The sequence below is a fragment of the Janthinobacterium sp. BCJ23 genome (assembly GCF_059617945.1).
In genome coordinates, this window is sequence record NZ_JCAQAW010000007.1 from 223,281 (window position 1) to 241,566 (window position 18,286).

The window sequence follows — 18,286 nt, forward strand, 5'->3', positions numbered from 1 at the left end:
CCGCTGGCGCGGACGGGGGCGATGGACGGTGAAAGGCGCTGGGCCGTCAAGCTCAACGCTTTACTCCGCTTCAGATTCAATATTGAGATTGACGGCACGGGCCGGCACCACTGTCGAGATGGCATGCTTGTACACCATCTGTGTCACCGTATTGCGCAGCAATACGACATATTGATCGAACGATTCGATATGGCCCTGCAATTTAATGCCATTGACCAGGTAGATCGAGACAGGAACATGCTCTTTGCGTAATGCATTGAGGAATGGGTCTTGTAACAGTTGCCCTTTGTTGCTCATAACAGCTCCGTTGTTTATGTTGTTGTGTAAGAATTGGAGGCGACTCGCTTGATTTCAAGTGCTCTCACACCTTTCAAAGAAAGAAAGATGCGTCATAGCTACTGTAACCTGTTTTCGCGATCGCTGTCGCGCATGGCGCATTAACACTTTATTATTTTCATGCAAACAGCCATTAAATGACTGTCGGCGCCGCATTATCTCCGCGGCGCCTTAATATGCACTTAATTCAGCATTTAAAACATTACTTGCTTGGCGTGCGTGCAAACGGGTTTTTACCCGTACGCAATTCAATGCGCAGCGGCGTGCCGACCAGGGCAAACGTATCGCGGAAATGTTTTTCCAGATAACGCTTGTACGGGTCGCCGACGGCGTCGAGCGCATTGCCGTGAATAACGATCACAGGCGGGTTCATGCCGCCCTGGTGCGCATAGCGCAGCTTCGGACGGATCGAACCCTTGCGGCGCGGCTCCTGCTTCTCCACGGCCTCGATCAGGGCGCGCGTCAGCTTCGGCGTCGACAAATCGCACATGGCGGCCGCATACGCGGCGTTGAGCGACTTCATCAGTGGTCCGATGTTGGTGCCTTTCAGCGCGGAAATGAAATGCATCTGCGCGAACGACAGGAAATCGAGCTTGCGGTCGATATCGATCTTGATTTCATCGCGCTCGTGCGATTGCAAGCCATCCCATTTATTCACGGCCACGACCAGCGCGCGGCCCGATTCCAGGATGAAGCCGGCGATATGCGCGTCTTGCTCCGAGATATCCTGCTGCGCGTCGAGCATCAGCACGACCACGTTGGCTTCGGAAATCGACTGCAGCGTTTTCACGACAGAGAATTTCTCGATCGCTTCGAACACCTTGCCGCGGCGGCGGATACCGGCCGTGTCGATCAAGGTGTATTGCTGGCCATCGCGCTCGAACGGGATTTCGATCGAATCGCGCGTCGTGCCCGGCATGTCGAAGGCGATCACGCGCTCTTCGCCCAGCAAGGTATTGATCAAGGTCGACTTGCCCACGTTCGGACGGCCGACGAGGGCGATCTTGATGCCGCGGTCGGTCTTTTCCAGCTCTTCAGGCTCATCCGGACGCTGCGCGAACGCCAGGTCCAGCATCACTTCGACGAGGTCGTTGACGCCGTCGCCGTGCGCCGACGAGATCGCATACGGATCGCCCATGCCCAATTCATAGAATTCGGACACGACGGCCGTGTAGCGCATGCCTTCGCTTTTGTTGACCACCAGCAAGACCGGACGGCCGCTCTTGCGCAGGAAGTCGACGATGGTCTTGTCATGCGGGGTCAGGCCTTGACGGCCGTCCACGATGAATACCACCACGTCGGCCTCGGCCACGGCCTGCTTGGTCTGCAGTGCCATCTGGTGCATGATGCCTTCCTTGGCGACGGGTTCGAAACCACCCGTATCGATGACGAGGAAGGGACGTTCGCCGACACGGCCTTCGCCATAGTGACGATCGCGCGTCAACCCAGGCAAATCCGCCACCAGCGCATCGCGCGAGCGGGTCAGACGATTGAATAAAGTCGATTTCCCAACATTGGGTCGACCTACTAGTGCAATTACCGGCTTCATTGTATTACTCGACCGCGAGAGCGGTCACTGTCCCTGATTGGGTTTGAAAAATCAAATTCGAACCGGCAACAACGGGAGCCGAAACAATCGGGCTACCGTCGGTGCTGACACGACCTATTAATGCACCATCTTCCCGTGACAGGAAGTGGATGTAACCTTGATAATCGCCAACGGCGACGCTGCGGCCGTAGGAGGCCGGCGTCGACAGGCGGCGGCGCGCCAGCGCGTCATTCTTCCAGGCGCTCTGGCCGCCTTCGCGGCTGAACGCCACGACGGCGCCCTGGTCATCGGCGGTGAACACGAAACGCTGGTCGACGGCCACGCCCACATCGGACGAGATCGGCTTGGTCCAGCGCGGCACGCCCGTGGCGGCATCGAAACAACCCGCCTTGCCTTGGTACGTGACGGCGCACACTTCGCCTTCGTACACCACCGGCGTGCCGGCGATGTCGGAGACGCGCTCCAGTTCGGTTGCGCCGCGCGGTTCGCTGACGACGACTTCCCAGCGTACCACACCGGTGGCCGCCGTCAGTGCCAGCAGCTTGCCGCCCGGCTGGGCCACGTAGATGTTCGCGCCGCCCAGCGCCATGCCCGGCGCATTGCGCAAGGTCAATGCCGGCGTGACGCGCTGCACCGTCCACTTGCGCTCGCCCGTCTTGGCGTCGAAGCCGACGATGCGGTTGTCCACACTGCGCACGACGACCACGCCCTGTCCCACGACGGGCGCCGTCAATACTTCGCTGGACGCCTGCGCCTTCCACAGCTGCTTGCCATCGGCGTCAAACGCCAGCACGGCACCCTTGGCGGCGCCGACGGCCACGACCGTGCCATCGCTGCCCGGGCTCGACGTGATGTCGCTGCCGGCCTTGACGCGCCACGTTTCACGGCCGCTGGCCGCATCGAGGCGCGCCAGCGCGCCATCGGCGCTGACCACGTACAGGCTGCTGCCAGCCAGCGCAGGCGTAAACGCGTACACGCCAGCCTTGCCGATCGAATACTTCCAGGCGTCGCGCACGGCGATGCTCGATTTTAACTCGACCAGCTTGGCCGGCTCGGCTTTCGGATCTTTCGAGGCGAACGGGTTCCAGGACGAGCAACCGGCCATCAGGGCCAACAGACTTGCAGCTACCAGCTTTTCAGTGACACGCATAAGTGTTATCCAACCTTTTTCTTGTACTTGTAAGGGCAAGGCGGGCGGCGCACAACGCCACCCGGCCCCGCCATCAGTGTTCCTGTCAGGCGGCGGCCTTGTCAGCCTTGGCCTTGTCTTCCGGTACCGTACCACCGATCGCTTCCAGTTTGACCTGGATCAGCTGACGGCCTGGATTGTTCTTGTCCGTCGCGGCCAGAGCGGCCAGATAAGCCGTGCGGGCATCGGCCAGCTTGTTTTGCGCCACCAGGATGTCGCCCTTGCGGTCGGCCACGGCACCGGCAAATTGCGCCACGGAAGCCGTTGCCAGCACTTTCAGCGCTTCATCGTAGGCTTTTTCATCCAGCAGGACACCGGCCAGGCGCAGCTTGGCGATGGCCTTGTACTCTTCCGTGCCATGCTCGGCCACCCATTGCAGCTGGGTCTTGGCCGTTTTCAGGTCGTTCGCGTCGAACGCCACCTTGGCCGCGGCCAGGGCGCTCATCTGCGCATACGCCGTGCCGCTGAAACGCGATTGCATGTCGCCAGCCGCGCGCATCACCTTGGCCGTGTCCTTGGCGGCGATGGCGTTCTGCAGTTCGTCGTACAGCTGGCCCGCTTGCGCAGCCTGCGTGCGCTGGTAGTACTGCCAGCCAGCCCAGCCGCTGTAGCCTGCCAGCGCCACGATCAGGACCCAGGTGGTCAGATTGCCATTGCGCTGCCACCAGGCCTTGAGGGTTGCCAGTTGTTCTTGTTCTTCGTGATCGTATGCCATGGGTCGTCAGTTTTAATGAGTAGTTGATCGAGGGTAGAACGGTCTTGCGTCAAATCAGTGGTGATGATGCACGTGGCCGCCAGGACCGTGGTCATGGCCGCAATCGTGGTCGCCGATGATCTGGTCCACCACGTAATCGACGACATCGTCGAACGGCACCGTGTTCTGCTGCGCGCCCGCATCGGCTTCGCGCAGGGCTTTCACCGTCGCGACATGGTTGGCGATTTCATCGTCGCCCATGATCACGGCAAACGCCGCACCGCTGGCGTCCGCCTTTTTCATTTGCGTCTTGAAGCTGCCGCCACCGTTGCTCGCTGCGCAATGTAGCACAACGTCCAGGCCGGCATCGCGAATCCGCTCGGCCAGCACGAACGCTTGCAAGCCTGCCTGCTCGCCCTGGTGCACCAGGTAGACGTCGCACTGGGCTGGCTGCTCCGGCTCGGCCGCGTCCTTCATCAGCAGCACCAGGCGTTCGACGCCCATGCCGAAACCGACGGCGGGCGTCGATTTGCCGCCAAACATTTCCACCATGCCGTCATAGCGGCCGCCGGCGCAGACCGTGCCTTGCGCGCCCAGCTTGTCGCTGACCCACTCGAACACCGTGCGGTTGTAGTAATCGAGGCCGCGCACCAGGCGTGGATTGATGATGAAGGGAATATTGTTGTGGTTCAGAATCTTCTGCACGTCGTGGAAATGGGCCAGCGATTCCTCGCCCAGGTACTCGAGCAGCTTCGGCGCGCCATTAACCAGGTCCTGCATGGCAGGGTTCTTGGTATCCAAAATGCGCAGCGGATTGCTGTGCAGGCGGCGCTTGGCTTCTTCGTCGAGCAGCTCGCTGTGGCTTTCCAGGTAGGCGATCAGGTCGGCGCGATGGCGCAGGCGCTCGGCCGCGTCGCCGATCGAGTTCAGTTCCAGGCGGATGCCTTCCAGGCCCAGGTCATCCCACAGGCGGCGCGTCATCATGATCAGCTCGGCGTCGATGTCCGGGCCCGTGAAGCCGATGGCTTCCGCGCCGAACTGGTGGAACTGGCGGTAGCGGCCCTTTTGCGGACGCTCGTGGCGGAACATCTGGCCCTTGTACCACAGGCGTTTCGGGCCTTCGTAGACGAGGTTGTGCTCGACAACGGCGCGCACCACGCCGGCCGTGCCTTCAGGACGCAGGGTCAGGTTGTCGCCGTTCATCGAATCGGTGAACGAATACATTTCCTTTTCCACGATATCGGTCACGGCGCCGATGGCGCGCGCGAACAATTTCGTTTCTTCCACGATCGGCGTGCGGATCTGCTGGAAGCCATAGCTTTGCAGTACGGATTGCGCCGTGTTTTCAAACAGTTCCCACAGCGGGGCGTCAGCTGGCAGGATATCGTTCATGCCTTTGACGGCGGTGATTTTGTCGAGCTTTTTATTTTCGGACATAGTGTTCTTCTTTGCTTTAACTTGATTGCCGGATGACGCGCACAGCGCTAATCCGACCTACGCCGTTGCCGTAGCGGCGGCGCCGTAATGGCTTTTAACATAATTGAGGACGATGTCCTGGAATTCCTCGACGATGCGTTCGCCGCGCAGGGTGACGACTTTTTCACCGTCGACAAACACGGGCGCGGCAGGCGACTCGCCCGTGCCGGGCAGGCTGATGCCGATGTTCGCATGCTTCGATTCGCCGGGACCGTTGACGATGCAGCCCATGACGGCCACGTTCATCGCTTCCACGCCCGGATACGATTTCTTCCACTCCGGCATCTGCTCGCGCAGATACGTCTGGATGTTGTCGGCCAGCTCCTGGAAGGTGGTCGACGTCGTGCGGCCGCAACCGGGACAGGCGATGACCATGGGCGCGAACTTGCGCAAGCCCATGGTTTGCAAAATTTCCTGGCCGACGATGACTTCACGCGTGCGGTCGCCGCCCGGTTCGGGCGTCAGCGAAATGCGGATGGTGTCGCCGATGCCTTCCTGCAGCAGCACGGCCAGGGCCGCCGTCGAAGCGACGATGCCCTTGCTGCCCATGCCCGCTTCCGTCAGGCCCAGGTGCAGCGGATAATCGCAGCGCTGCGCCAGTTCGCGGTACACGGCGATCAGGTCCTGCACGCCCGAGACCTTGCACGACAGGATGATCTTGTCGCGCGCCAGGCCCAGTTCTTCGGCGCGCACGGCGTTTTCAATCGCCGACGTCACCAGCGCTTCATACATGACGGCTTGCGCCGGCCACGGTTCGGCGCGGCCCGCGTTTTCATCCATGATGCGTGCCAGCAAGGCTTGATCAAGGCTGCCCCAGTTCACGCCGATGCGCACCGGCTTGTCGTAGCGGCAAGCCGCTTCGATCATCTGCGCAAATTGCGTGTCGCGCTTGGCGCCCTTGCCCACGTTGCCCGGATTGATGCGGTACTTCGACAACGCACGCGCGCAATCGGGGTAGTCGTTGAGCAGGGTATGGCCGTTGTAATGGAAATCGCCGACCAGCGGCACGTCGATATCCATTTTGTCGAGCTGCTCGCGGATGTAGGGCACGGCCGCAGCCGCTTCCGGACGGTCCACCGTCAGGCGTACCAGTTCCGAACCGGCACGCGCCAGTTCCTTGATCTGGATCGCCGTGCCGATGGCGTCGGCCGTATCCGTGTTCGTCATCGACTGCACCACCACGGGGGCGTCGCCGCCCACCCAGATCTGGCGCTGGCCGTGCGCGATCAGCACCTTGCGGCTGTCGCGCCGGCCGGATGGACCGGAGCCGATCGCTGTTTTCGAGGTAGCCATAATATTATCTTCTGAGTTTGCTTGAACGGTTACTGCAATTATTTGATGCTGACGCGCGAGATCGTGCCGCCGGCAACGGTCGGCAGCTCCAGCTTGGCGCCGCGCAAGGTTGCCTGCACCACACCGGGCTTGCCCACCACCAGGGTGGCCGGGCCCGTGATATCGAACGTTTCCGTGCTGCCCGCCTTGACCATGCGCGAAATCAGCGGCGTGCTGCCAGGGCGGCGGATTTCCACCCAGGAATCCTGCTCCACTTTCAGCACCAGCGCATTCGCGCCCACGGCAGGGGCAGCGGTAGACGCAGGCGGCGTGACGGCGGCCGTCGCAGCTGTCGCAGGGGCTGGCACGGCGGCTGGCGGCACGGCGGCGGCCGGCGCCGAAGCGATGGCGGCAGCCGGAGCGCCCGTCTGCGTATCGTTGCCTGGTGGCGGCGGTACGGAAATCAGGGGCACGGACGGCGACTGCACGGGCGTCAAGTCCTGGCCCGGCTTGACCAGGGTCGTTTCCACGGGGCCCACTTCCGCATGCGATGTTTCCTTCCCGGCCTGCGAGGACAGCAGGCTGGCCGGCACATAACCGAGTTTATACGCGCCAAAGGCGGCCGCCACGACGACGGCCACGGCGCCGGCGATCCACAGGGGCGTCTGGTTCGACGAGCGCTGCGTCATCGACGGGAAGCGCGATTCGGAAAACGTGGCGGAAATTTCACGCCGTACGGGCGCGGCCGGGTCTTGCGCCGGCGCCGGGTGGACTTCGATCATGGCCACCAGCGGTGCCGCGTCGAGACGCACGACCTTGGCGTAGGCGCGCACGAAACCGCGCACCACGGCCAGGTTCGGCAAGGCCGCCATGTCGCCCTCTTCCAGCGCGACCACCTGGCGCGGCGCCAGCTTGAGCTGGTCGGCCACCTGCTCCACCGGCCAGCCCAGCGCTTCGCGCTGCGCCTTCAACTGCGCGCCTGCCAACGCCAGATTGCCCTGGGGCTGCTGCTGAGGCGTTTCTGCCCACTCTGAATTCATTGGTATCCCTGTCTCACTCATCAAACGCCCCATTTTGATAAGCAGCATATTCGGGGGAGCCGGAATGGTGGTTGCGCAAATGCGCCCCCAGGCCAGCTTCCGCACCCGCATCCCCGAGCTTATGCTGCACCTTGATCCCGAGCCACAGCACATCGGCCGACTGGCTCTCCATTGTTACTATCTTACCGAGCCGCTGCAAATAATAAGCCGCCTGTCGGTAGTCTTGCTGTTGGTAATACACGCGCACCAGGCCGGCGTTCGTCACTGCCACGTCCGGTGCGATGCGTACGGCGCGCATCCAATACGCGCCCGCACGCGGGTAATCGTTCAGGGCCAGGCTGCAGGCGCCCCCATTGTTGAGCGCTTTTTCCGGCGACACATACGTCGCATCCGCCAATGCCGCATCGAAATACGCCAGCGATTGCGCGGCGCGTCCCGTCTGGCACAAAAACAGGCCGTAATTATTGCTCAACTCAGGATTGTGGGGCGCAAGGCGCAAAGCGTAAAGGAAATCTTTCTCGGCAGACGCAGTTTGCCGCTGGGCCGCAAGGATCAGGGCGCGCACGCCATATGCTTGCGCATCGTTCGGCGCCAGTTGCACGGCTTGCTGCGCTTCGGCCAGGGCCACGTCGAGCTGGCCTTGCGCATAGTACGCGCTGGCCAGCTGCAAGCGCAGCGCGGCACGCTCCGGCGCACCCGCCTGCACGTCCTTGGCGATAGTCTGCGGCGTGGAAGAGGCACAGCCGACCAGCAGCACGGCCAGGCAAACAGCGGCCACAGCAAGCGAGCGTTGGTAAGCCATGCCTTCCCTCATCAGGAGCGGATCTCCACGATCTTGCCGAAATTGGCGCCAAATTTCTGTTGATACTCAGTCATCTTTTCCATGCGCTCCTGCACCCGGGTGCGGTCCTTGACTTCGCCGGCCAGCTGGCCGCAGGCCGCATCAATATCATCGCCGCGCGTCTTGCGCACGGTGGTGATGATGCCGCCATCCATCAGCACTTGGGCGAACGCCTTGATGCGCGGGTTTTTCGAACGGAACAGGCCCGACTCGGGGAAGGGGTTGAACGGGATCAGGTTGAACTTGCAGTTCACGCCGAACTCGCGGTCTTGCACCAGCGCCAGCAGTTCGCGCGCATGCTCGTCGCTGTCATTGACGCCGTCGAGCATGCAGTATTCAAACGTGATGAAATCGCGCGGGGCGAATTCCAGGTAGCGCTTGCAGGCCGCCATCAATTCCTTCAGCGGGTATTTCTTGTTCAGTGGAATCAAGCCATCGCGCAAGGCATCGTTCGAGGCGTGCAGCGAGACGGCCAGGGCCACCGGCACTTCCTGCGACAGCTTGTCCATCATCGGCACGACGCCCGACGTCGACAGGGTCACGCGGCGGCGCGACAGGCCGTAGGCATTGTCGTCGAGCATCAATTTCAGGGCCGTGACGGTCGGCTCGAAGTTCAGCAGGGGCTCGCCCATGCCCATCATGACCACGTTGGTGATCTGGCGTTCGCCTTTCGGGCCCGGTTCGATGCCCTTGGTGCGGCGCAATTCGAATTCCGCCATCCACAGCTGGCCGATGATTTCGCCCACACTGAGGTTGCGGTTGAAGCCTTGCTTGCCCGTCGAGCAGAAACGGCAGTTCACGGCGCAGCCGGCCTGGGTCGAGATGCACAGGGTGCCGCGGTTTTCTTCCGGAATGAACACGGTTTCCACGGCATTGCCATTGCCCACGTCGACCAGCCACTTGCGCGTGCCATCCGTCGACGTATGGTCGCTGATGATGGCCGGGGCGCGCACTTCGGCGCGCGTGGCCAGCTTGTCGCGCAGCGACTTGGCCAGGTCCGTCATGGCGTCAAAGTCGGAGGCGCCGAACTGGTGTATCCAGCGTTGCAATTGTTTCGCACGAAACGGTTTCTCTCCCAACTCGGCGCAGTAGGCGATGAGTTGCGCGGGATCGAGGTCCAGCAAGTTGGTGAGGGTCGTCGTATTCATGATCTTGTCTATTCTAAAAATCCGTCCCCGCGCGCATCCGGAGCGAAAACTCCACAGCGCAGCGGGAACAGGGGGTGATAAGTTATTTCACAGATAACGCCAGGAAATAACGTTATCTAAGGCAATTAAGCCTTCAGTTCTGGGAAGAAGTAAGCGATTTCCACTTTAGCAGCTTCGACAGCGTCGGAACCGTGTACGGCGTTTGCGTCGATCGAATCGGCGAAATCGGCGCGGATCGTGCCTTTTTCTGCTTTCTTCGGATCGGTCGCGCCCATCAGGTCACGGTGGGCCAGAACGGCGTTTTCGCCTTCCAGGGCTTGAATCATGACTGGACCGGAAACCATGAAGTCGACCAGATCCTTGAAGAAGCCGCGTTCTTTGTGCGCTGCGTAGAAGCCTTCAGCTTGTTCGCGCGACAGTTGGGTCATGCGTGCTGCAACGATTTTCAGGCCAGCGTTTTCAAAACGCGAGTAGATTTGACCGATTACGTTTTTTGCAACTGCGTCTGGTTTGATGATCGACAGGGTGCGTTCGATTGCCATGTGTGAAAACTCCAATAAAAAGAAAGGTTTAAAACGGTAAATTGAGAACTCAATCAACCTTTGATTTTACCATACTCCACCCCATATCACCCAGACAGGCAGGGGGCATCTTGCCGCCCTCCCCCTGTTTAATGAAATCTTAAGCTGCTTTTTTGGCAAATTCCGGCCCTCATGCTATCCTTGAGTAAAGCAGTAATTTGAATTGACAACACGGAGGCACTATGAATCAGAACATGCAACGCACCTTTGACCTGTCGGGGGGCATGCAGCAAGTCCGCCATCAGGTCTTGCGCAACACTTACTGGCTGCTGGCGCTGTCCATGATCCCGACCGTGCTGGGCGCCTTCATCGGCGTGCAAATGCATTTGCCGATGCTGACCGGCGGCATGGGCTTCATCATCTTCATGGCCGTCGCATTCGGCTTCATGTACGCGATTGAAAAGACGAAGAACTCGGGCCTCGGCGTCGCCGTCCTGCTGGGCTTCACCTTCTTCATGGGCCTGATGCTCACGCCTATCCTGACGCGCACGCTCGGCTACTCGAACGGCGGCATGCTGATCATGACGGCATTCGGCGGCACGGCCACCATCCTGGCCGTGATGGCGACGATCGCCACGGTCTCGAAGCGCGACTTCTCGGCCATGGGCAAATGGCTGTTCGCCGGCGTGATCGTGCTGATCCTCGCATCGGTGGCAAACATTTTCCTGGGCCTGTCGGCACTGTCGATCGTGATCTCCATGGTCGCCATCGCCATCTTCTCGGCCTACATCCTGTATGACGTGCAGCAGATCATCAACGGCGGCGAGACCAACTACATCTCGGCCACCCTGCGCATCTACCTGGACGTGTACAACATCTTCACCAGCCTGCTCTCTTTGCTGGGCTTCGCCGGCGGCAGCCGCGACTAAGCATTGCGCTTAAACGAAAAGCCGACCCTCGGGTCGGCTTTTTTACGTCCACAGCATTTACTTGATTCTCTCCGCCACCTCGAGCAGGCAGGCGCGGGCGCGGTCCAGGGTCGGGTTGTCGCGCTGGGCTGCGTAGACGGCGTAGGCGGAATGCGAGAATTCGGGCGCGTCGCGCACGCGGTGCAGCAAGCCCGCATCGAGATAGGGTTGCGCGCTGCCGATGCGGAAGTAACTGGCGCCGCCCACTTCCAGCAGGTAGACGAGGGCCAGCGGGCCCAGCGAGATCGACACGGGCGGGCTGCTCAGCTCCGGGTAGGCCGCCTGGTGGTTCGCGGCAAACGCCGGCCCCCAGTCCACGTACACATAGGTATCGGCATGCATCTGCCCGTCCGCGCGCGTGGTCACCATCACGAGCTTTTCCTCGGCCAGCAATTCGCTGGCCAGGCCCGGCCGCTGGGGCGGGTTGTACAGAACGGCCAGGTCGAGCGAGCCGTCGTGCACGGCGTCGAGCAGGCGCGCGGGACTGTCAACTTCCGCGCGCAAGGCGATCTCGGGACAGTCGCGGCTCATGCGTATCAGCCAGTCGCCGAGCAGCGGCGGCCACAAGCTCAGTTCGCAGCCGATACTGACGGCGTCGTCGCGCCCCGGCGGCAAGGCCACCTGATGGCGCGCCCGCTCCCACACCTGCACCATCGTGGCCGCATGGCGCATGAAGCGCTCCCCGGCCGGCGTCATGCGCGCGCCCGCCTTGTTACGCACGAACAGCTGGCGCCCCAGCTGCTGCTCCAGGGTGCGGATGCGGGCGCTGACGGCCGTCTGCGTCACGTGCATGCGCTCGGCGGCCATGATGAAGCTGCCGCAGGACGCCACTTCGAGGAAGGTACGCGCTTGATTGATATCCATCAATCCATGATATCAGCTGACACGTTCATAGCCGCCCAATACGCCCTGCTTCGACAGCACCCACTGCCACAGTTGCAGGTCGCGCGCGCGGAAAGCACCGGCGCAGGACAGCAGATAGTAGGACCACATGCGGTGGAAGCGCTCGCCCAGCTGGGCGGCAAAGCGCGGCCACGCCAGCTCAAAATTGGCATGCCAGGCCATCAGGGTCTTGTCATAGTCGGCGCCGAAGTTGTGCAAGTCCTCGGCCACGAACAGATCGTCCATGGCGTCGCCGATCTGGCCGACCGATGGCAGGTCGCCATTCGGAAAGATGTATTTGTCGATCCACGGATCGCACGTGGAATGGCGCTTGTTTTTGCCTATCGTGTGCAGCAGGAACAGGCCGTCGTCTTCCAGGCAGCGGTGCGCCACTTCCATGAAGGTGCGGTGATTCTTGTGGCCCACGTGCTCGAACATGCCGATGCTGACGATGCGGTCGAATTTCTCATCGGTGTCGCGGTAATCCTGCAGGCGGAAGTCCAGCTGCTCGCCGCCCGGCATGGCGCGCGCATACTCTGCCTGCGCTTGCGAGATCGTCACGCCCACGCACCGCACCTGGTATTTTTCCGCCGCATAGCGCATGAAACTGCCCCAGCCGCAGCCGATATCGAGCACGCGCATGCCCGGCTCCAGGCGCAGCTTGCGGCAGACCAGATCGAGCTTGGCCTCCTGCGCCTCGGCCAGGTTGGCCGCATCCTTCCAGTAGCCGCACGTGTACGTCATGCGCGGGTCGAGCATGGCCGCATAGAAAGCGTTGCCCAGGTCGTAGTGCTCCTTGCCCACCATCCAGGCACGGCGTTCCGTCTGCAGATTGAACAGGCGCGCGGTCAGCGCGTGGAAAGCCAGGCGCATGGGGCGCACGTCATCGGCCACCCTGGCGCGCAGCAAATGGCAAAAGAATTCATCGAGCTGCTGCGCATCCCAGTCACCGTCCATGTAGGCTTCGCCCAGGCCCAGGTTGCCGCTGGCAAAGGCGCGCTCGGGCACGCCCGGCTTGCGCAGCTGCATGTCCCACGCGGCGCGGCCATTCAAATGGATATCGGCCCTGGCCAGCAGCTCGGCCGCTTCGCGGGTCAGCCTTGTGTCGAGCCGAAGTTCAGTACGATCTGCTGGTGCTTGCTGTAACTGTGTCATGTGCTGCGTGTTCATGCCCTGCCGCCTCCAGATGGTTGGTACTGGCGCCGCGCCAGCCATCAAATTATCCGCCCGCCACCGCTATCTGGATAATGAAACATCATGGCCATTCATATCAAAATAATTGCTGCAAAATGACTTGAATCAATTATTTTATGGAAATATCTTATACAAGAAGCGCACCGTAGCATGAAAAAAGCCGCCCATAAGGCGGCTGTTCGCGGCATCTTGGCCGCGCCATCAGAAGTCGTGATTCGATGGATACTTGCTGTAAAAATCGTTATCCCATTTGAAGTTGGTAAACGCCACCGTCATCGATACGTCGAGCGCTTCGACGAAATGCCAGCAGCCGACGGGCAAAAACAGGATCTCGCCCGGCGCCAGCACGCATTCGCGCACCTGCACGTCGGCCATCAGCGGATAGCGCCGCACGTCGATGTCGCGCCCGTCGACTGGCGTAAAACAGTGGCGCTGGTTGTACACGCGCGCCACCTCGCAGGCGGCCATGATGCGCAGCCGCTTGCGCCCTTTGACCTGCGCCATGAAGTTGTTCGTCAGGTCGTGGTGGAATGGCGTCACGGTGCCGGCCGGGCCGAACCACAGAAAGCCCGTGCGGCCGCCATCCTGCTTCAGGTATTCGGGCAGCTGGCCGATATCGTCCCACAGCTCGCGCAAGGCTTGCCGGTTCTGCGAATCGTTATTCGCCGTCATGTAGAAATCGTTGGTCGCGCCGCTGCCCTCAACCAGGCTGGCGTACTCGCCAAACGCCATCTTGCGCTTGTGGGCCACGCTGTTCATCTCGTACTGATCGTCCGCCTCGCGGCCGAACTGCACTTCCACTTCGCGCTGCGCGTAATGCTCGCGGAAATAGGCGGGGCTCCACTTGGCCATGGCGGGCCAGTCGTCCATCATGCCCGTGATGATGACGGGCTGGTTGGTGGAGTAGTATTCATCCAGGAATTCCTGCGCGGAGAGCTTGTCGCGGCGGGGGATCTCGGGGTCGCGCAGCTGGTTCAGCTTGCGCTGGATATCGATCACCCAGTCGCGCTTGGCCAGGCGGTTCGACAGGCGCACGGCGCCGGCAAGATACGGGCTTTGCAGCGCCAGCTCGATTTCGCGGCGCGCCAGGGGCTCCGCGATGCCGGCCTGTTGCAGCACCGGCATCAGCGCCGACGGGTGGCTGCCCAGCATGAGGTTTTCCGCAATCCAGCTGCGCCACTCGCGGCTCAGTTCCTGTTCCGGATGTTTTACTCCGAATGTCGATACCGCCGCCATCGCCCGTCTCCTGTTTTTTATGTGAACAAGCGGCCGGGCAGCAATGCCGCCCGGCCGCGTCTTACTCTACTCCAGTGTTACCGCACTTTCCACACCTCGGTCGCCAGCACGCCATTCGCGTCGCCATCGAGTTCCCACGAGAACGCGCCGCGCAAGCCCTGGTCCTTCACATATTTCACCTTGGTGCCAATGACGGTCGGATCGTCATAGCTCCACCACTGGCCACCCGCACCCGTGTACAGGTACAGCTGCTTGGTCACGGGATGGTAGTAGCGCGTACCGGCCTTGGCGACGAGGATTTTGTAGTCCTCGATGCCCGACTCGTACGTGCCCGGCGCCGTGCCCGTGGCCGCCTGGTACAGGCCATCGCCGTTCGGCCCTGGCGCCACGCCCGTCCAGCCGCGGCCATAGAACGGTATGCCCAGCAGCAGTTTGTCGCGCGGAACGCCGGCGGCAATCATGTACTGCACCGCCTTGTCGCCCACGTATTCGCGCGCCATGCCCGTCGACGGATCGGCAGGGTCGGCAAACAGCTGGGCGTTGAAGTTGGTGCTCGTTTCCCAGCCGCCGTGGAAGTCGTAGGTCATCAGGTTGATCCAGTCCATGTACTGCGAGTACAGGGCCGGTTCCGTGTTGTCGATCTTGTCCTTGCCGGCGCCGACAGCCGCCGTCAACAGGTAGCGCTTGCCGTTGGCCGCACCGAGCGCATCGAGCTGGCTGCGGAATTCCGCCATCAGCAAGGTGAAGTTGCGCTTGTCATTCGGGCTGACCGTGTTGTACGGCTGGCCGCCGCCGACCGGATATTCCCAATCGATGTCGATGCCGTCAAAGATGTTGGCTGCCGCGCCCACGCCGCCGCGACCGCCCTGCACCGGCAGGTTGCCCTTGATGTAGATGTCGATGCACGAGCGCACCATCTGCTTGCGCAGCGCATCCGTGGCCGAACCGACGGAGAAGTTCTTCGACCAGCTCCAGCCGCCCAGCGAAATGAACAGCTTCAGGTTCGGGTGCGCCGCCTTCAACTTTTTCAGCTGCAGGAAGTTGCCCGACAATGGAGCGTCCCATGGAATGACCTGCCCATCGACGGTGCGCTTCGGCGTGCGGATGTAGTCGGCCTCGGCATCGCCGCCCGTGCCCGCATCGGGCGAATTCGGATTTGTCGCGCCCGGCTCGGCCTTGGTGATCATGCCGCATTCATAACCGCCGTTTTTCGGGTAGATATTGCCGAAGGCGTAGTTGATGAAGGTCAGCTTGTCAGCCACGCCGCTCGTGTGCACGTTCGCCACTTCATAGTCGCGGCCATACACGCCCCACTGCGCGAAATAGGAACCGACTTCGCGGCCCGTTGGGGTCGGCGTTGGGGTTGGCGTCGGCGTCGGCGTCGGCGTTGGGGTTGGAGTAGGTGTCGGTGTAGGTGTCGGAGTCGGTGTTGGCGTTGGAGTAGGCGTCGGAGTCGGAGTCGGCGTGGTGCTGCAGATCTCCTGGCTGGTCCACGGCTTACCTGTGCCGGCGCCGCCGCTGCTGGTCGACGGGTTGTCGCCCTGCGTCCAGTAATTGGCGCGGTAATTCGTGCCAGCATAGCTGACAGTGGCGCCCGCACTGTAAGCCGTGCCGGCCGCCCACGCCAGTGCGCAGGTGCCGCCGGTTGGCGTCGGGGTCGGCGTAGGCGTTGGGGTCGGCGTTGGTTCCGGTGTCGGGGTGGGCGTCGGCGTCGGGGTGGGAGTCGGCGTCGGGGTCGGTGTGGTGCCGCCGTCGCAAGTGCCGCCGGCGCTCCACAGGCTCGGCGTGGAGACGGGATTCCAGCCCGAGCCCACGTGATCGGTCTGCGTCACCAGGGCCGTGTAGTTGGCCCCCAGGTACGTGACCACCGTGCCCGCGTTGTACGTGCCGCCCTCCTGCCACGGCACGCAAGCGACGACCGTGCTGGCCGCCAGCAATTGCGAACCAGCAGGTGCGCCGGCGTCACCGCCGCCACCGCCGCATGCCGCCAGCACGCCACCGCTGGCCAGACATACCATCATGTTCCTGATTGTTTTTTTGAGTATTAAATTTTCCACGTTGTCTCCTGTTCAGGTTTGCAGAAATGCCACTCTGCTTTGTAAATAACTACCCTGTGATCTTGTTTTTTTGCAGTTGCAAGAACAGCATGCTGCTGAAAAAATAGGCGGTCAAGTGGTTTTGAAGTGGCATCAAAGTGAGCAATACCACTTCGAACAGAAAGCGCAGCGGAGGGTGCAAACGGCGTGTTGTCCTACTGGACAATGAAAAAACGGCAGAGGGAGGATGAAAAAAGACGCTGGAACGGGAAAAGACAGACCAGTTTTATAACACGGTGTAAGTGGTATTGGGGTGGAGGCAGAACAAAGGGTGGAACCTGTGCAAGCGGCCGGGATACCCTCGGCGCGCCTGAAAAACGTTCAGAGCAAGGCGCCTTGCCGAAGACAGTACGAATAGTACGGCTAGGCAAGGCAACGCAGCTATGGACGTTTTCTCAGGTGTGCCATCAGAGCAGATCAAATACGGCCATCGACTCCACGTGGGAAGTATGGGGGAACATGTTGACCACGCCCGCCTTGCTCAGCACATAACCCGCTTCCAGCGCCAGGATGCCGGCGTCGCGCGCCAGGGTCGACGGGCTGCACGAGACGTAGACGATGCGTTTCGGCATCAGATCGGGACGCACTTGCGACAGGCCGACCAGCGCCTGGCACAGGGCCATGGCGCCGTCGCGCGGCGGGTCGACGAGGATGCGGTCGAACTTGCCCAGCGCGATCAGATCGTCCGTCGTCACTTCGAACAGGTTACGCGTCGAGAACGAGGTTTTTTCCGCCAGGCCATTGGCCAGCGCGTTTTCCAGCGCCCGCTCCGTCAGGGTGGTGCTGCCTTCGATGCCGACCACTTCGCTGCCTTGCGTGGCCAGCGGCAAGGTAAAATTGCCCAGACCACAGAACAGGTCGGCCACGCGGTCCGTCGGCTGCACTTCCAGCAGACGCAGCGCTTTCGACACGAGCACGCGGTTGATGTGGTGGTTCACCTGCGTGAAATCGACGGGCTTGAATGGCATCTTGACGCCGAATTCCGGCAGCAGGTAGTGCAATTGCTTGTCGAGCGGGTAGAACGGCACGGCCGTTTCCGGGCCTTTCACCTGCAACCACCATTGCACGCCGTACTCGTCGGCAAAGGCTTTCAATTTCGTTTCGTCGTCCGCCGTCAACGGCGCCATGATGCGCAAGACCATGGCGGTCACGTCTTCGCCCACGGCCAGCTCGATCTGCGGCATCTGGTCGAAGATGGACAGCGAAGCAATCAATCCACGCAGGGGCAGCAGCATGGCCGAGATATGCGGCGGCAGGATTTCGCAGCTATCCATGTCGGCGACAAACGCCGATTTCTTTTCATGGAAACCCACCAGCACAGCGTCTTTCTTCTTGACGTGGCGCACGGACAGGCGCGCGCGGTAGCGGTAGCCCCAGGTCGGGCCATACATGGGGCGCATGATGCTTTGCGGACGCACCTTGCCGATATGCCACAGATTGTCTTCCAGCACGCGCTGCTTGATCGCCACCTGCGCCGACGGTTCCAGGTGCTGCATCGAGCAGCCGCCGCAATTGTCGAAATGCTTGCACTTGGGCGTCACGCGCATCGATGATTCGCGGTGCAGCGCCGTCATGCGGGCCATTTCCCAGTTCTTCTTTTTCTTGAACGTCACAAAGCTCACGCGCTCGCCCGGCAATGCGCCTTCGACAAACACGACCTTGCCCGGCGAGCCGTCTTCGTTCTCAATATGGCCAACGCCACGGGCGTCCATGTCGAGCGATTTGATTTCGATGATATTTTCTTGCATAGCGATCAATAGGTAAGAGTGGGCCAGGACGCAGGGCCGCGCTGGAACTTGAAAGAATGGGGGAAAGGTCAGGCGCCGCGAGCGGGGCGTATGATA

General features: G+C 61.6%; 16 protein-coding genes. 1 reads left to right on the forward strand and 15 read right to left on the reverse strand.

Annotated elements, in window-relative coordinates; all coding sequences use genetic code 11:
• Window positions 1-60: 60 nt before the first annotated feature.
• The 10 genes from hfq to ndk form a co-directional block, all read right to left on the reverse strand.
• Window positions 61-297, reverse strand: a complete 237-nt coding sequence (gene hfq, locus AC54AG_RS21300; protein WP_008450615.1) for an RNA chaperone Hfq — start codon at window positions 295-297, stop codon at window positions 61-63.
• 241 nt (window positions 298-538) lie between these two features.
• Entirely contained in the window at window positions 539-1,885 is a 1,347-nt protein-coding gene (gene der, locus AC54AG_RS21305; RefSeq protein ID WP_034752028.1) for a ribosome biogenesis GTPase Der, read from the reverse strand.
• Between the two features lie 4 nt (window positions 1,886-1,889).
• Entirely contained in the window at window positions 1,890-3,035 is a 1,146-nt protein-coding gene (bamB, locus tag AC54AG_RS21310; RefSeq protein WP_034752030.1) for an outer membrane protein assembly factor BamB, read from the reverse strand.
• Between the two features lie 85 nt (window positions 3,036-3,120).
• Window positions 3,121-3,789, reverse strand: coding sequence for a YfgM family protein (locus tag AC54AG_RS21315; RefSeq protein ID WP_496631527.1), 669 nt, complete (start codon window positions 3,787-3,789; stop codon window positions 3,121-3,123).
• A 54-nt stretch (window positions 3,790-3,843) separates the two neighbouring features.
• Window positions 3,844-5,205: a histidine--tRNA ligase gene (hisS, locus tag AC54AG_RS21320; RefSeq protein WP_496631528.1), complete on the reverse strand. Its 1,362-nt coding sequence runs from the start codon at window positions 5,203-5,205 to the stop codon at window positions 3,844-3,846.
• Window positions 5,206-5,262: 57 nt separating this feature from the next.
• Window positions 5,263-6,537, reverse strand: a complete 1,275-nt coding sequence (ispG, locus tag AC54AG_RS21325) for a flavodoxin-dependent (E)-4-hydroxy-3-methylbut-2-enyl-diphosphate synthase (RefSeq protein ID WP_070301527.1) — start codon at window positions 6,535-6,537, stop codon at window positions 5,263-5,265.
• A gap of 38 nt (window positions 6,538-6,575) precedes the next feature.
• The gene (locus tag AC54AG_RS21330) at window positions 6,576-7,556 is read right to left on the reverse strand and encodes a RodZ domain-containing protein (RefSeq protein WP_496631529.1); all 981 of its coding nucleotides are present in this window, start codon (window positions 7,554-7,556) and stop codon (window positions 6,576-6,578) included.
• A 13-nt stretch (window positions 7,557-7,569) separates the two neighbouring features.
• Window positions 7,570-8,358, reverse strand: a complete 789-nt coding sequence (gene pilW / locus AC54AG_RS21335; protein ID WP_496631530.1) for a type IV pilus biogenesis/stability protein PilW — start codon at window positions 8,356-8,358, stop codon at window positions 7,570-7,572.
• A gap of 11 nt (window positions 8,359-8,369) precedes the next feature.
• Window positions 8,370-9,545 carry a dual-specificity RNA methyltransferase RlmN gene (gene rlmN, locus AC54AG_RS21340; protein ID WP_034752035.1) on the reverse strand — a complete coding sequence of 392 codons (1,176 nt, stop codon included), beginning with the start codon at window positions 9,543-9,545 and terminating at the stop codon, window positions 8,370-8,372.
• Between the two features lie 125 nt (window positions 9,546-9,670).
• A complete protein-coding gene (ndk, locus tag AC54AG_RS21345) occupies window positions 9,671-10,087 on the reverse strand; it encodes a nucleoside-diphosphate kinase (RefSeq protein ID WP_034752036.1) in 417 nt (138 codons plus the stop codon).
• A 221-nt stretch (window positions 10,088-10,308) separates the two neighbouring features.
• Here ndk and AC54AG_RS21350 point away from each other — a divergent pair, with 221 nt between their 5' ends.
• Window positions 10,309-10,995 (forward strand): Bax inhibitor-1/YccA family protein, encoded by a 687-nt coding sequence (locus AC54AG_RS21350; protein ID WP_034752039.1) that lies wholly within the window; start codon window positions 10,309-10,311, stop codon window positions 10,993-10,995.
• 57 nt (window positions 10,996-11,052) lie between these two features.
• Here AC54AG_RS21350 and AC54AG_RS21355 read toward each other — a convergent pair whose 3' ends face one another.
• From AC54AG_RS21355 to rlmD, 5 genes are all read right to left on the reverse strand, one after another.
• Window positions 11,053-11,898, reverse strand: a complete 846-nt coding sequence (locus tag AC54AG_RS21355) for a LysR family transcriptional regulator (protein WP_496631531.1) — start codon at window positions 11,896-11,898, stop codon at window positions 11,053-11,055.
• 12 nt (window positions 11,899-11,910) lie between these two features.
• Window positions 11,911-13,071, reverse strand: coding sequence for a cyclopropane fatty acyl phospholipid synthase (cfa, locus tag AC54AG_RS21360; RefSeq protein WP_496631551.1), 1,161 nt, complete (start codon window positions 13,069-13,071; stop codon window positions 11,911-11,913).
• A 240-nt stretch (window positions 13,072-13,311) separates the two neighbouring features.
• Window positions 13,312-14,346 carry a cupin-like domain-containing protein gene (locus tag AC54AG_RS21365; protein ID WP_496631532.1) on the reverse strand — a complete coding sequence of 345 codons (1,035 nt, stop codon included), beginning with the start codon at window positions 14,344-14,346 and terminating at the stop codon, window positions 13,312-13,314.
• A gap of 77 nt (window positions 14,347-14,423) precedes the next feature.
• Window positions 14,424-16,367, reverse strand: a complete 1,944-nt coding sequence (locus tag AC54AG_RS21370; RefSeq protein WP_496631533.1) for a glycosyl hydrolase family 18 protein — start codon at window positions 16,365-16,367, stop codon at window positions 14,424-14,426.
• A gap of 482 nt (window positions 16,368-16,849) precedes the next feature.
• On the reverse strand, window positions 16,850-18,190 hold the full coding sequence (rlmD, locus tag AC54AG_RS21375; RefSeq protein ID WP_496631534.1) for a 23S rRNA (uracil(1939)-C(5))-methyltransferase RlmD: 1,341 nt from the start codon (window positions 18,188-18,190) through the stop codon (window positions 16,850-16,852).
• Window positions 18,191-18,286 lie beyond the last annotated feature (96 nt).

Bases quoted from the DNA above. Each gene is read 5' to 3' on its own strand.
- hfq (WP_008450615.1), bottom strand. From the start codon at position 297: ATGAGCAACAAAGGGCAACTGTTACAAGACCCATTCCTCAATGCATTA.
- der (WP_034752028.1), bottom strand. From the start codon at position 1,885: ATGAAGCCGGTAATTGCACTAGTAGGTCGACCCAATGTTGGGAAATCG.
- bamB (WP_034752030.1), bottom strand. From the start codon at position 3,035: ATGCGTGTCACTGAAAAGCTGGTAGCTGCAAGTCTGTTGGCCCTGATG.
- AC54AG_RS21315 (WP_496631527.1), bottom strand. From the start codon at position 3,789: ATGGCATACGATCACGAAGAACAAGAACAACTGGCAACCCTCAAGGCC.
- hisS (WP_496631528.1), bottom strand. From the start codon at position 5,205: ATGTCCGAAAATAAAAAGCTCGACAAAATCACCGCCGTCAAAGGCATG.
- ispG (WP_070301527.1), bottom strand. From the start codon at position 6,537: ATGGCTACCTCGAAAACAGCGATCGGCTCCGGTCCATCCGGCCGGCGC.
- AC54AG_RS21330 (WP_496631529.1), bottom strand. From the start codon at position 7,556: ATGAATTCAGAGTGGGCAGAAACGCCTCAGCAGCAGCCCCAGGGCAAT.
- pilW (WP_496631530.1), bottom strand. From the start codon at position 8,358: ATGGCTTACCAACGCTCGCTTGCTGTGGCCGCTGTTTGCCTGGCCGTG.
- rlmN (WP_034752035.1), bottom strand. From the start codon at position 9,545: ATGAATACGACGACCCTCACCAACTTGCTGGACCTCGATCCCGCGCAA.
- ndk (WP_034752036.1), bottom strand. From the start codon at position 10,087: ATGGCAATCGAACGCACCCTGTCGATCATCAAACCAGACGCAGTTGCA.
- AC54AG_RS21350 (WP_034752039.1), top strand. From the start codon at position 10,309: ATGAATCAGAACATGCAACGCACCTTTGACCTGTCGGGGGGCATGCAG.
- AC54AG_RS21355 (WP_496631531.1), bottom strand. From the start codon at position 11,898: ATGGATATCAATCAAGCGCGTACCTTCCTCGAAGTGGCGTCCTGCGGC.
- cfa (WP_496631551.1), bottom strand. From the start codon at position 13,071: ATGACACAGTTACAGCAAGCACCAGCAGATCGTACTGAACTTCGGCTC.
- AC54AG_RS21365 (WP_496631532.1), bottom strand. From the start codon at position 14,346: ATGGCGGCGGTATCGACATTCGGAGTAAAACATCCGGAACAGGAACTG.
- AC54AG_RS21370 (WP_496631533.1), bottom strand. From the start codon at position 16,367: ATGATGGTATGTCTGGCCAGCGGTGGCGTGCTGGCGGCATGCGGCGGT.
- rlmD (WP_496631534.1), bottom strand. From the start codon at position 18,190: ATGCAAGAAAATATCATCGAAATCAAATCGCTCGACATGGACGCCCGT.